Origin of the sequence: Acinetobacter sp. AHP123 (genome assembly GCF_023757925.1) — a bacterium.
GTDB classification, from domain to species: Bacteria; Pseudomonadota; Gammaproteobacteria; order Pseudomonadales; family Moraxellaceae; genus Acinetobacter; species Acinetobacter oleivorans.
In genome coordinates this window covers 3942890-3956901 of sequence record NZ_CP092454.1, presented here as the reverse complement: position 1 = coordinate 3956901, position 14012 = coordinate 3942890, and the positions used below count along the sequence as shown (strand labels likewise).

Annotated in this window: 13 protein-coding genes; 6 read left to right on the top strand and 7 right to left on the bottom strand. The window is 38.2% G+C overall.

Annotated elements, in window-relative coordinates:
- Nucleotides 1–5 precede the first annotated feature (5 nt).
- Together MJX77_RS18740 and MJX77_RS18735 are read right to left on the bottom strand one after the other, a co-directional pair.
- Nucleotides 6–839, bottom strand: a complete 834-nt coding sequence (locus MJX77_RS18740) for an SDR family NAD(P)-dependent oxidoreductase (protein WP_005299298.1) — start codon at nucleotides 837–839, stop codon at nucleotides 6–8.
- A gap of 65 nt (nucleotides 840–904) precedes the next feature.
- Nucleotides 905–1864, bottom strand: a complete 960-nt coding sequence (locus MJX77_RS18735) for a metal-dependent hydrolase (RefSeq protein WP_005299295.1) — start codon at nucleotides 1862–1864, stop codon at nucleotides 905–907.
- Nucleotides 1865–2386: 522 nt separating this feature from the next.
- On the opposite strand from MJX77_RS18735, the gene MJX77_RS18730 reads away from it, so the two are divergent.
- Complete coding sequence (locus MJX77_RS18730) at nucleotides 2387–3007, top strand: TetR/AcrR family transcriptional regulator (protein ID WP_002163161.1); 621 nt, start codon at nucleotides 2387–2389, stop codon at nucleotides 3005–3007.
- A gap of 76 nt (nucleotides 3008–3083) precedes the next feature.
- On the opposite strand, the gene MJX77_RS18725 is transcribed toward MJX77_RS18730, so the two are convergent.
- Nucleotides 3084–3806, bottom strand: coding sequence for a pirin family protein (locus tag MJX77_RS18725; protein ID WP_192455780.1), 723 nt, complete (start codon nucleotides 3804–3806; stop codon nucleotides 3084–3086).
- 572 nt (nucleotides 3807–4378) lie between these two features.
- Between MJX77_RS18725 and MJX77_RS18720 the strand changes: the two genes are divergently transcribed.
- The 3 genes from MJX77_RS18720 to MJX77_RS18710 all read left to right on the top strand — a co-directional run bounded on the left by MJX77_RS18720 (nucleotide 4379) and on the right by MJX77_RS18710 (nucleotide 7361).
- Entirely contained in the window at nucleotides 4379–4606 is a 228-nt protein-coding gene (locus MJX77_RS18720) for a hypothetical protein (RefSeq protein WP_013198505.1), read from the top strand.
- Between the two features lie 320 nt (nucleotides 4607–4926).
- A complete protein-coding gene (locus MJX77_RS18715; protein WP_004793782.1) occupies nucleotides 4927–6246 on the top strand; it encodes an NCS2 family permease in 1320 nt (439 codons plus the stop codon).
- A 116-nt stretch (nucleotides 6247–6362) separates the two neighbouring features.
- Nucleotides 6363–7361, top strand: coding sequence for an adenosine deaminase (locus MJX77_RS18710; RefSeq protein ID WP_252060145.1), 999 nt, complete (start codon nucleotides 6363–6365; stop codon nucleotides 7359–7361).
- A gap of 44 nt (nucleotides 7362–7405) precedes the next feature.
- Here MJX77_RS18710 and MJX77_RS18705 read toward each other — a convergent pair whose 3' ends face one another.
- Nucleotides 7406–7963 (bottom strand): cytochrome b, encoded by a 558-nt coding sequence (locus tag MJX77_RS18705; RefSeq protein WP_252060143.1) that lies wholly within the window; start codon nucleotides 7961–7963, stop codon nucleotides 7406–7408.
- A 237-nt stretch (nucleotides 7964–8200) separates the two neighbouring features.
- Between MJX77_RS18705 and MJX77_RS18700 the strand changes: the two genes are divergently transcribed.
- Both MJX77_RS18700 and rnhB read left to right on the top strand, forming a co-directional pair.
- A complete protein-coding gene (locus MJX77_RS18700; protein WP_004793775.1) occupies nucleotides 8201–8590 on the top strand; it encodes a hypothetical protein in 390 nt (129 codons plus the stop codon).
- A 70-nt stretch (nucleotides 8591–8660) separates the two neighbouring features.
- Nucleotides 8661–9227, top strand: a complete 567-nt coding sequence (rnhB, locus tag MJX77_RS18695; RefSeq protein WP_250374526.1) for a ribonuclease HII — start codon at nucleotides 8661–8663, stop codon at nucleotides 9225–9227.
- Between the two features lie 67 nt (nucleotides 9228–9294).
- On the opposite strand, the gene csrA is transcribed toward rnhB, so the two are convergent.
- The 3 genes from csrA to alaS form a co-directional block, all read right to left on the bottom strand.
- Nucleotides 9295–9549, bottom strand: coding sequence for a carbon storage regulator CsrA (gene csrA / locus MJX77_RS18690; protein ID WP_004793773.1), 255 nt, complete (start codon nucleotides 9547–9549; stop codon nucleotides 9295–9297).
- 245 nt (nucleotides 9550–9794) lie between these two features.
- Entirely contained in the window at nucleotides 9795–11075 is a 1281-nt protein-coding gene (locus tag MJX77_RS18685) for an aspartate kinase (RefSeq protein ID WP_004793772.1), read from the bottom strand.
- A 65-nt stretch (nucleotides 11076–11140) separates the two neighbouring features.
- Nucleotides 11141–13777, bottom strand: a complete 2637-nt coding sequence (gene alaS / locus MJX77_RS18680; protein WP_252061359.1) for an alanine--tRNA ligase — start codon at nucleotides 13775–13777, stop codon at nucleotides 11141–11143.
- Nucleotides 13778–14012: the final 235 nt, after the last annotated feature.

The window sequence follows — 14012 nt, the reverse complement described above, 5'->3', positions numbered from 1 at the left end:
ATTTCTTATTTAAATAATTTGTACGATGTGCCAAGGAACTTGTTATACAAGCTTGGAGATGCACGTTTCATGAGCCAGAATAACTTCGCATCAATTTGAGGAATGGTATACAGCTCATCCTGATCAAGGCGATTAAGCGTTAATCTTGCGACATCATCACTTGTCGTGAAGGCATAGTTCATCAGCGCATGGTCTGCTAGCTTTGAATAGCGTCCTGGAATTCGACCATTTTTAATGATATTGGTTGGAACCAGCGTCGGGCAGAGTACATTCACTTTAATATTAAACTTATGCAGTTCAGCTGAAAGCGTTTCTGAAAGCGCACGCACACCCGCTTTAGTCACGTTATAAGCGGTCATTTCTGGTGCAGCAGTGTAAGATGCAGCAGATGCCACATTAATAATCGCACCGTAACCTAGCTTTTTAAACTTGGGAACAAATGCATGGCAACCGTGAATAACACCCCAAAGGTTAATATTCATAACCCAGTTCCAGTCTTCTAGGCTTAGCTCGTCAAACTTGCCACCCAAACCCACACCAGCATTATTAATGACAAGAGTTACAGGGTGTCCAAGTAAGATTTCAGCAGTTTCAGCTAGATGATTAACCTGTTCAGCATTACCCACATCACAACGCATAGCAAAAGCTTTGGCACCTTCTTGTTCAAGAAGTTTTACTGTTTCTTCAGCAGCTTCGAGATTAATATCTGCACACACTACGCTGCCACCACGTTTTGCCAGTTCAAGTGCAAAACTTCGACCAATCCCACTGCCTGCACCCGTCACTACGGCATAAGCTTTTTGGCTTGGTTTAACTTTCTTTTTGCCAAATAAAATCATGATTCATCCATAAATAGCTTGAAGAGATACCAGCTATCTGTTCGATAGCTGGAAATACAGGACGATTAAGACATGCGTACTGGTGGGGTAAATTCTTTAACAAAGTAAGGTGCAATCGCACCGCCTTCGTTCAGTAATTTCTGTTTGTAATACTCAAGATATTCAGTCGTATCATGATCATTTGGATGAAAATCTGGACGTAAGTAGTCAAGAATTTGACCAATCGTACTGCCAAACACACCATCTTTTGGACCAAAAATTAAGCCTACACCACGACGAGCATCTTTCCAGAATTTTAAGGTCAACATCTCTTGTGGCTTTCTTAACACAGGGACAAATAATGTAGTCGCAGGGATTAAGCCTAAAATCGTAAATAGTGCAAGGAAAAAACCAGATGCGCGCAGTGGATAGCTACCATTTAATATTTGATAAACATCGTAGGCAATGTCTTTATGTTCAGATTCTTCAAGCATATGCCACATCCACAACGCACGGCTTTTTGCATCATCTGAATAATAGAAATTCTTTTCATGCTTCATCATGTATTCAGCAAGTACCGCAGTAAAGTGCTCAATACCCGCCATCATTGACAATTTTAGTGGTTGTGGAAATTTCAAAAATACATATTTAAAGAAGTTCGAACCAAGAAAGCGATATAGCGCAACAGGATATTCAGCATCTTGAAGAGCATCGTTATATTCATTGTGCAATTTAGAATGAATTGCTTCTTGGCCAATCAGTGAGGTAACACGTTGCTTTAAAACTGGGTCTTTAATAAATTCGCGGTGATGGCGAGCGGTTTCAATAACCAGATCTTCACCATAGGTTAAAAACACCGAAAGTGTGGCAAAAAACAAAGTAGCAAATTGATTGTCCATATAGAATCTGACATCAATTTCCTTTCCATCAAAACCAATATTTAAATGTCGGATTGGAATTGAGCTTTTGCTAGAAAAATCCGGTAACTCAATTTCACGCTGAAATTTAAGTTTGTTGAATGATTTTTTAACTGCGGTCGAGATCATGGCGACACCCTGAGGCAAAGTAGTGGTGCATTTTGATGAAAATCAATAAACTCAATGATCAACAAAGCACTGTAAAATTCCATTTTCAAAAGCAGATGATTCTCTGCATTGACTACGGTGTTGTTGCTCCGTTATTTGTTTGATTATTTGGCTGAATAACGGAAAGAAGAGTAGAGATAGACAAACTATTTAGTGACTCTTCTTTAATTTTTTCATATTAATCTGACTTTATGTTCGGATTCAATTCGGGTAAATTTTTAAAAATATCAAAGTATTTTATAGACATTCTTTGTAATAATAATTTTAAATAAATTTGATTTATATTTTTGAAATATAATAAATTAAATTTATTTCTGATCTCGGAAAATAGTAAATAAAAGCATCCATTGATTGATAAGTTGAGATCTGTTTTTCTCGGTTTTTTGACTAAGTTTGACAACTATTCGGATTTTGTTTTTATATTTCTTCTGAGTCAAATTACATGCTAATCTGACTTTATGTTCGGATTATTGATTAGATCGTATGACTACGCGTAAACCTCGTCAAACTCGAGCCAAAGTCACTGTCGACACGATTATTGAAGCAGGTTTTATTGCAGTGGCACTTCACGGACCGAGTGGCACTACAACACGCCATATTGCAGAGATTGCAGGGGTGAGTGTCGGGTCTTTATACGAATATTTTAAAAATAAAGAAGAAATTTATGATGCGATGAATCACTTTTTTGTTCGGGAAATTCTGGACATGATTACAGAGCTTACACCGACGATTTTACAGTTGGAGTTAGAGCCTGTCATCGAAATGATTTTTTATACTTTTAGTGATTTATTAAAGAAAAATAATGACCGCTATTTGACTGTTTTGCGTTATGCAGGGGAGTTACAGTACGACAAATACATTCCCAAAATTGAACAGGCTTTAATGGAAGTGATCATGAAATATATGATGCACAATCCTAAATACCTAAAAATCAATAATTTGCCTGTAATTACCTACATTTGTATCAATAGCGGAATTTTTAATGTCGCGCGGCATCTTATTTTGCCAAACCCTTATATTAGTTTTGATGAAATGGTGCAGGGGCTAACCACGATGATTATGAGCTATATCAATACAGAGATGGCACGTTCAGAAGAACATTGAGCTGAGTAAGAATTTTATAAGTCCGATCAACAATAAAAAAGCCCTCGCATAAATTTTATGCGAGGGCTTAGTTACATTATGGCATGGTTGGAACTTCTTCAGGACGCATATCGAAAATCAAAATTTCGGCGTTATCACCATTGGTAAACGATAAACTTCCGCCTTCACGAATACGTGCAGCATCGCCAGTGTTAAATGTTTTACCATTTACATCAACACGACCTTTGGCAACGTGTAGGTAAACATATCGATCCTCAGGAATCACAAATTCAGCAGTTTCTTCACCGTCAAAAAGACCTGAGTAAATATTAATGTCTTGTTTGATCGATAAAGTTTTCTCGCCACCTTTCGGTGAGATGATCAAATGCAATTTACCGCGTTTGTCTGCTTCATCAATATGAACTTGTTGATAGCCCGGATCTGTATTCACTTCATTTGGAACAACCCAAATTTGCAAGAAATGAACGCCTTCTTGAGCTGAATGGTTAAATTCACTATGAGCAACGCCACGACCTGCACTCATGAGCTGAATGTCACCCGGCACAATAACCGAACCTGTACCCATTGAGTCTTTATGCTCTAATGCACCTTCAAGCACATAGGAAATAATTTCCATATTGCGGTGAGGGTGAGTACCAAAGCCTTTAGATGGAGCAACGTTATCATCATTAATTACAAGTAGATCAGAAAAACCAACTTGTTTAGGGTCCCAATAGTTAGCGAATGAAAAGCTATGTTTTGATTGTAACCAACCATGATGTGCTGCACCACGCTCGTGAGATAAACGCATATCAAACATGATGTATTCTCCTGATTTAATTTTCTATCTGAGCGTAGTTTATCGTAGCGTTTATCGTAATAAAGCACTGAAAATGGAAAGCTTGGTACGATTTTTAGAACGATTAAATGAAAATTATTTGTTAACTAAGAAAAAGAGCTCTTTGGGTTAAAATTGAAATTTTACTTTTAAAGCTAAAGATGAAAATCGAGAAATAGCGAGATCGCCAAACACTTTTAAATAGAACAATTGAAAGAAAAATGAATCTTTTTATCCTATTTAATTGGTAGAAAATTTAGAGATATTTCATGCGATATACACATTAGTCTACCCTGTGTCTTTAAATGAACTTAATAATAAAAATGAATGAAAAGCTAATATTAAAAATAACTAAAGCTAAACTGTTTTGAAATAAAGTTACTTTTCAATGGAAATGTTTTGTATTTATCACATATTGAAATGATGAATTTAAAATCACCTTTCTTTTCAATAATTTGAGTAAGAGTGTATTATTGTAAATAAATGTGAAAATATTCACAAAGCTATAATTTTTTGTTAAGATCATTAACATTAAAAACATAGAGATAATAATAATGATCAATAAAGTATTAATAGTGTTGTGCGTGGGTATCGTCTTTGTATTGGGATATTGGGCCTATTTAGATACTCAAAATAAAAGACATCAAGAGCTAATGCGGATCATTCAAGAAGCAGAACAAAATTTACAAAGTATCGAACGCAATCCTAATCATGCTCACCACAGCAATTTGGCTTCTTATAATTTGCAAGGATATATAAGTGAGAAAAGAATTATTTTCTAAAAATATTGAATGATAAATTTCTGAATTTTACTTTGTCATTGGTCATATCTTTTCATAAATTTTGATCATGTTTCTGTTGAATCTGTTAAACTTATTTAACGTATAGTAAAAAAGCTGCATAGGGGTTATGCAGCTTTTTTGTGTTTCAAGAGGGGCTGTGGCTATTTCCTATGTAAGAACTAGAAACCAAATGAGTGGCATATTTGTTGCTTCATAAGTTTGAGATTCTTGTTTATAGGGCTGAACAGAAAAACAATATTGTTCAGCGACCTATATAGACGTAAATATTCCACAGTTCAGATTTTGCATAGAGGCTACTTATGGCGGCGCCCAATTCTTCGGCAGGCTGGTTAGAGCGTTTATTTAAGTTAAGCGACAATAAAACCACTTTCCGAACTGAAGTTCTTGCTGGTGTAACTACATTCCTAACGATGTGTTACATCATTATTGTCAATCCACTCATTTTATCTGAAACCGGCATGGATCATGGTGCCGTATTCGTTGCGACCTGTTTGGCAGCAGCAATCGGATGTTTAGTAATGGGGATCATTGCAAATTATCCAATCGCACTGGCCCCTGGTATGGGTTTAAACGCTTACTTTACCTACTCGGTTTGTATGGGGATGGGCGTGCCGTGGCAAACAGCTTTAGCGGCTGTTTTTGTTTCAGGCCTTGTTTTTCTTGCAATTAGCTTCTTTAAAATTCGTGAAGCGATTGTCAATGCGATTCCGATGTCACTTAAGTTTGCAATCGGTGGGGGTATTGGTTTATTCCTGGCACTGATTGCACTAAAAAATGCTGGAATCATTGTTGATAACCAAGCGACATTAGTTGGTTTGGGCGATATCAAACAACCTACAGTATTGTTAGCGCTTTTCGGATTTTTAATGATTGTAGTTTTACACCAGTTGAAGATTCGCGGTGCAATCATTATTAGTATTTTAGTCGTTACAGGCATTGCTACTGCTTTAGGTCTAAACGAATTTAAAGGTGTAGTGGGTCAAATCCCTTCAATTGCACCAACTTTCATGCAAATGGACTTTAAAGGTCTATTTACAGCAAGTATGGTCGGCGTCATCTTTGTATTCTTTATTGTCGATTTATTTGACAGTACGGGTACTTTAGTTGGTGTTTCACACCGGGCGGGTCTTTTACAAGACGGTAAATTACCTCGTTTGAAGAAAGCATTATTTGCAGACTCTACTGCAATTGTTGCTGGTGCTGCATTAGGTACATCTTCAACTACGCCATATATTGAATCAGCTTCAGGTGTAGCAGCGGGTGGACGTACTGGTTTAACTGCTGTTGTGGTTGCTGTCCTATTTATCTGCTGTTTATTTTTAGCACCTCTTGCTCAATCTGTACCAGGTTTTGCAACAGCGCCAGCTTTATTGTTCATTGGTGTGTTGATGATTCAAGGTATCACTCATATCGATTGGGATGATATTACTGAAGCTGTTCCAGCCTTTTTAACTATTGTATTTATGCCATTTACCTATTCAATTGCTGATGGTATTGCAATGGGCTTTATTAGCTATGCATTAGTTAAATTATTCACGGGTAAGGCAAAAACTGTACCGTACATGGTATGGATTATTGCTGCACTTTGGGTATTTAAATTTATCGCGTTTGGCGGTTAATATGATTTTTTATAATTTTCTTCTTGAGCTATCTTAGTCATAGTTTCTAATAAGAAGAAAGTTATAGAAGGGTGTGATTTTGACCACACCCTTTTTTCTTTAGATGTGGAGTTAATATGAATCAAGTCGAGCTGATTCGCGCCTTACCAAAAGCCGAATTGCATGTGCATATTGAAGGGACTTTTGAACCTGAATTAATGTTTGCAATTGCCCAGCGCAATCAGATTCAGATTCCTTACAAATCTGTTGAAGAAGTAAAGCAAGCTTATAACTTTCATAATCTTCAATCATTCTTAGATATTTACTATGCTGGTGCGAATGTTCTTGTACATGAACAAGACTTTTATGATTTAGCATGGGCCTATTTTGAGAAATGTGCCGAAGATCATGTCGTTCATACAGAAATGTTCTTTGACCCGCAAACTCACACTGATCGTGGTGTTGCGTTCTCAACAGTGATTAGCGGTTTAAAGCGTGCTTGTACAGATGCTAAAGCTAAGTTTGGTATCAGCTCTCAACTGATTATGTGTTTCTTACGTCATTTAAGTGAAGAAGCTGCATTTGAAACACTTGAACAAGCTTTACCATTTAAACAAGACATTATTGCTGTCGGCCTCGATTCAAGTGAAGTAGGGCATCCGCCAGCTAAATTTGAACGTGTTTTTGCTAAGGCTCGTGAAGAAGGTTTCTTAATCGTTGCCCACGCTGGCGAAGAAGGTCCACCTGAATATGTATGGGAAGCTTTAGATCTACTCAAAGTGAACCGTATTGATCATGGTGTACGTTCTGAAGAAGACGAACAATTAATGGCGCGTTTAATTAACGAAAAAATGCCTTTAACTGTTTGCCCTTTAAGTAACTTAAAGCTATGTGTTGTTAAGGATATGAAAGATCATAATATCCGTCGTCTATTGCAAAAAGGCGTACACGTGACGGTTAACTCAGATGATCCTTCATATTTCGGTGGATATATGAATGATAATTTCTTTGCTATCCAACAAGCTTTAGACTTAAATAATGATGAGTTGAAGCAACTCGCAATTAACTCTTTTGAAGCCTCTTTCATTTCAGATGAAGAAAAACAAAAGTGGATTGCAGAAATCCAAAAAATCTAAATAAAAAAACCGCCTATCTTAGGCGGTTTTTTTATACATACGTTTTATTTAGGTTGTTTAGTCATGCTATTTAAAATATTGTCTTTATCAACAAAGTGATGTTTTAAAGCTGCAAGCACATGCCCAACAATCAGCAAGCCTGCAAACCAAGAAATATAAACGTGTAATGGTTTAACAACAGCTAAAAGTTCTGGGTTATCTTGTACTAAACGCGGAATTTCAAATAAATATAAAACAGGCGCAGGGTGACCAGCGCTCCAGCTAAATAAACAACCAGTGACAGGTAAAGCCACCAAAATCACATAAAGCAATAGATGACCAATGTGAGCCAAAGTTTTCATCATTGGAGACATGCTGTCAGGTAGTTTTGGAGCTGGGTGTGTGTAGCGCCATAAAATCCGGATAATCACCAAAAAGATAATGGTGGTCGCAATATTTTTGTGCAGCGTAATGACATCGCCTTTAAAGGGACCATCAACGTCATAACTTAAAAAATTTCCACTATAGAAACCAATAGCCCATGCTGCGATGAAAATGATTGCCATCACCCAATGCAGGATTTGTGCGGTACGGGTGTAATACTGAGATGAAACAGCAGGCATAAAAAACCTATTTTTTTGTCGTTTTGATTTTCAATTTTATGAGAAAGCACTGATTTTGAGAAATGTTTTAAATGTAACAGAGCGTGCTAAAAACAGAACGTTTAAGGAAAAATGCATTTGATGAGCTGAGTTATGCTGGGGAAAAAAGATTGCATAAATGCATCAAATTATTTGTTTCTTCTAAAGTCGAGTTTAGGCACAATACGCGCTGCCAACGTTCAATCAAAGGAAAAAATGATGAAAAAATTGATGCTCGCTCTAGCGCCAGTTGTTTTAGCTTTAACAGCGTGTGCAACGACTACAGGTACGGGTACAGGCGCTACTTCTGCACAAACAACAACTCAGCAGTTGGGTGTGGCTGCATTAAAAGTTGCTGTAAATGCGAAATGTATTACAGAGATTAATAATGTTGCCGCTTGGAAAACAGCAACAAAGCTTATGACTGCTGAGCAACGTGATAGCATTCAAACTAATGTTTGTGGTTGTGTGAGCGAAAAAGCACCAAATAGTGTAACTGCAGTAGAATTGGCAGCGGCTGCATTTGATGTAAATGCACGTGCTACAATTGTAAACCAAGTGGTTTCAAAAACTGTAAATGAGTGTGTGGCAGAAGCTTTACAAAAGTAATTAATGATTTTTGTATTAAAGAAGGCTGATTACTATTGATCAGCCTCTTTTGTTTAAAGGTGAAGAGTAAATGTTTATTGCTGGTGTAGATGAGGCGGGACGTGGCCCATTAGTAGGTTCCGTTGTGGCAGCGGCTGTTATTTTAGATCCGAATAATCCAATTGAGGGATTAAATGATTCTAAAAAATTAACTGAAAAGAAACGTGAAAAGTTGTTTATTGAAATACAAGAAAAAGCCTTAGCTTGGTCAATTGCAGAAGCAACGCATGCTGAAATCGATGAATTAAATATTTTACAAGCGACTTTTTTGGCCATGCAGCGCGCAGTTGATGGTTTAAAAGCTCAACCACAAAAAGTGATTGTAGACGGGAATCAAATTCCAAAAGGAATCATTATTCCTTGTGAAGCTATTGTTGGGGGAGATGCGAGTCATCCAGAGATCAGTGCTGCGAGTATTCTGGCAAAGGTTACACGTGACCGACAAATGGAGGAATTAGATCAGCAATATCCATTATTTGGTTTTGCCAAACATAAAGGATACCCAACTAAAGCGCATTTTGAAGCGATTGCAGCGCATGGGGTAATCGATCAGCACCGCCGTAGCTATGCTCCTGTTAAACGTGCTCTAGGTCTATAAATACAAAGTCCTAAAAAATTTAAAGCGACTAGAAAGTCGCTTTAATTAGGGAGAGAATAACTTCATATTAACGATTGAAGTTTTTCTGTGCATAATTATCATCTTCAAAAGAAACTTGATAATCTTGATCAAGATGTTGAAGGTGTTCATGCATTGCACGTTCATGTTGAATACGTTGATAAATTTCTTCACGATGAACAGAAACCTCTTTTGGTGCATTCACACCAATACGAACTTGGTTTCCTTTGACGCCAAGCACAGTAACACTGACTTGATCCCCAATCATTAATGTTTCCCCGACACGGCGGGTCAGAATCAGCATGTTTATCTCCTTGCTAAACGCTTAAAACTGCAATATTGGTACCCAAATAAAAGCTCAACCTCAGTTTTCAGTCAGATTCTAACAGAAATATGAGAACAAAGTCATATTTTGATAATCACTGCCAAAAAACTTTCCGTTTAATATAACAGAGCCGCTATAAAAAAAACTATAGCGGCTCTGTGTTTTCTTTGATTATTGTCGGACAAGTAAACATTTTTTAATGAATTATTGACCGTTTGGTAAAATTAAGCGCGGGCGCTGCTTTCACCATGTTCACGATCTAAACCAAAAGCGGTATGTAGACAACGAACAGCAAGTTCAAGATATTTCTCGTCAATAATGACAGAAACTTTAATTTCAGAAGTTGAAATCATAAGAATGTTGATGCCTTCGTCAGCTAGGGCAGTGAACATTTTGCTCGCTACGCCTGCATGTGAACGCATACCTACACCTACAATAGACACTTTAACGATGTCATCACGTGTTGAAACTTCACGTGCGCCAATATTTTTGGCAGTTTCATTTAAGATTTTTTCAGCTTTCGCTAAATCAACACGGTTTACAGTGAAAGTGAAATCTGTTGTGCCATCTTCTTCAACATTTTGCACTATCATGTCGACTTCAATATTGGCATCACTTACTGGTGATAAAATTTTAGAAGCAATACCTGGTTCATCAGGTACACCTAAAATCGTTAATTTTGCTTCGTCACGGTTAAAAGCAATACCTGCAATAATTGGCTGTTCCATAGTATCTTCCGCCTCAGTCGTAATGAGTGTACCTACATTTTCTTTAAATTCTTCGTCAAACGCGCCGTCGTTATCATTATCAAAACTTGATAATACACGTAAAGGAACTTGATATTTCCCGGCAAATTCTACTGAGCGAATTTGTAAAACTTTTGAACCTAATGAAGCCATTTCTAGCATTTCTTCAAAAGAAATACGGTCGATTTTTTTAGCTTTAGGAGCAACACGCGGGTCAGTGGTGTAAACGCCATCTACATCAGTGTAAATTTGGCATTCATCTGCTTTTAGAGCAGCAGCAAGAGCAACACCAGAAGTATCTGAACCACCGCGACCTAGCGTTGTGATATTTCCGTTAGCGTCAAAGCCTTGGAAACCTGCAACAACAATAACACGGCCTGCATCTAGGTCATTGGTCATGACATCTGTATCAATAGACTCAATACGCGCCTTGGTAAATGCACTGTCAGTTTTAATACCGACTTGACGTCCGGTATAGGATTTAGCTTCCACACCAATCGAATTAAGTGCCATAGCTAACATGGAAATCGTCACCTGTTCACCGGTTGAAACCATTTGGTCTAACTCGCGTGGGTCAGGTGTTTCGGTAATGGCTTTAGCGAGAGCAAGTAAGCGGTTTGTTTCACCACTCATTGCAGATACGACCACAACAACCTTGTGACCGTGATCATGCCAACGCTTAACACGACGAGCAACATTTAAAATGCGCTCGGGGGTACCCATAGAAGTACCGCCATATTTTTGAACGATTAATGCCATAGTTTTTCCATATAAGCCATGACCCTGAGAGGCTTTTCAGGGTCAGTTACACAAAAAGTGAAGTCTTATTTTTGTTCAAGCCATGCAGGTAATGCAGTAATAACTTGTCCAAACTTCTCGTTAAGTGGCGCGCCACCTTGTGCTAAGTCAGGTTTACCACCACCTTTACCACCTAACTCGGTTGCTAGATGTTTGATGATGTCACCTGCTTTTAGATTTGCAGTGTATTGTGATGCAACTGAAGCAAGTAGGCTAACTTTGTCACCCTCTACACCAGCTAACACAATAACTGCATTCTCTAATTTTGATTTAACACTGTCATGTAAGTTGCGAAGTGATTTCGCGTCTACACCTTGAACAGTGGTAATAAGCGTTTGACGACCAGAAATCGTTTGTACCTGATCAATCAATTCTGACGCTTGGAAGTTTGCCAATTTCTGATTGAGCTGTTCAATCTGCTTTTGTAATGCAGAAACAAGTTCTACATTAGCCTGTACACGCTCAACAGTTTGGTCTTTCTGTGCTTTTAGTAAGCCATTAATGTGCTGGATATCAGCATCAGTTTTTTGTACTACTTCTAAAGCTTTAGTACCAGTCACTGCTTCAATACGACGTACACCAGCAGCTACACCGCCTTCAGAAGTGATTTTAAATAAACCAATATTACCTGTACGCTTAACGTGAATACCACCACAAAGTTCAATTGAGAAGTTTTTCTCATCAATCACTGAACCCATAGCGAGAACACGAACTTCGTTACCGTATTTTTCACCAAATAACATCATTGCGCCTTTTGCTTTTGCCGCTTCAATGTCAAGGAGTTCAGTGGTTACAGCTGTATTTGCAATAATTTCTGCATTAACTAAACGCTCAACCTGTTGTAACTGTTCAAAAGTTACAGGTTGATCGTTAGCAAAGTCAAAACGTAAGATATCACTTGCAACTAAAGAACCTTTTTGTTGTACGTGTGAACCTAAGATTTGACGTAGAGCAGCATGTAATAGGTGAGTTGCCGAGTGGTTGCGCGCAGTAGCTTCACGAATATCTGCTTTAACAATTGCTTCAACGTTTTGATCAGCTTTAAGGTTACCAACAGTCACAATACCTTGATGAACAAAGGCACCGCCTGATTTCTTAGTATCTTGAACTTCAAAAATACCAGTTTCGTTTTTGAAGATACCTGTGTCACCAATCTGACCACCACTTTCTGCATAGAAAGGAGTCTGGTTTAAAACGATAAGTGCTTCGTCGCCTTCAGAAACTTCATCAACTTGTACGCCATCTTTGTAGATCGCTACAATTTGGCCTTGACCAGTGGTGTTGATGTAACCGTCAAACTGAGTTTCGCCTTCAACTTGTACAATGCTGTTATAGTCAATAGCGAATTTACCAGCATCACGAGCACGTTGACGCTGAGCAGCCATTTCTACTTCAAAACCAGCTTCGTCAATAATAAAGTCACGTTCACGTGCAATATCAGCAGTTAAGTCTGTTGGGAAGCCGTAAGTGTCGTAAAGTTTGAAGACTGTCGCACCAGGAATAGTCTTGTCTTTTAACTGAGCAAGTTCACCTTCAAGTAGTTTTAAACCTTGCTCAAGTGTTTTAGCAAACTGTTCTTCTTCACGAACTAAGGTTGCTTCAATCACATCTTTACGAGCTGCGAGTTCAGGATAAGCCTCACCCATAACTTCGATTAAAGGTTGCAACATTTTGTAGAAGAATGTACCAGTTGCACCAAGCTTATTACCGTGACGCACAGCGCGGCGGATAATACGGCGTAGTACATAACCGCGACCTTCATTGCTTGGGTTAACACCATCAGCAATTAAGAAACAGCATGAACGCGCATGGTCTGCAACAACACGTAAAGAAGGCTGACCTTCGTCTTCAATACCAATAATGTTTGCAGCAGCTTTTAATAAGTGTTGGAATAGGTCAATGTCGTAGTTTGAATTAACATGTTGCAATACAGCAGAGATACGCTCTAAGCCCATACCTGTATCAACAGATGGAGCAGGGAGTGGGTGAAGCACGCCATCAGCAGTACGGTTAAACTGCATGAAAACGTTATTCCAGATTTCAATGAAACGGTCGCCATCTTCTTCAGGTGTGCCTGGTAAACCACCCCAAATGTGATCGCCATGGTCAAAGAAAATTTCAGAACATGGACCACATGGACCTGTGTCACCCATTGCCCAAAAGTTATCAGATGCGTATTTTTCGCCTTTATTATCACCAATACGGATAATACGTTCAGGCGCTAAACCAATTTCTTTATTCCAGATGTCATAAGCTTCATCATCAGTGTGATAAACGGTCGCATATAAACGGTCTTTAGGGAGAGCTAACCATTCATCGCTAGTCAAAAATTCCCAAGCGAATTTAAGTGCATCACGTTTGAAATAATCACCAAATGAGAAATTACCTAACATTTCAAAGAATGTATGGTGACGAGCAGTGTAACCAACGTTGTCTAAGTCATTGTGTTTACCACCAGCACGTACACATTTTTGTGATGTAGTTGCACGTACATAGTCACGTTTTTCAAGACCTAAGAAGCAGTCTTTAAACTGGTTCATCCCAGCATTTGTAAATAATAAAGTTGGGTCGTTGGCAGGAACAAGAGAACTCGACGCGACACGTGTATGCCCTTGCGTCTCAAAGTAGCGCAAAAATGCTTCACGAATTTCAGCAGATGTCATTAAACGAGTACTCACAACCAAGTCACTCCATATTTTCGAATTTGGCTAAATGTATCAATGCTTGTTTGTTTTATGTCAAACCTTAGCATGTGATACGGGGCTTATTTTTTAAAAACGCTAAATTGTAGCGGAAAAACCCCACCGAACCAACGATTTTAAAAGGAATATCTTACAAAACTGTGATTTGGCTAAAAATCTATATTCAATTGGGCGTGACGTGCTTTACTATATGCCT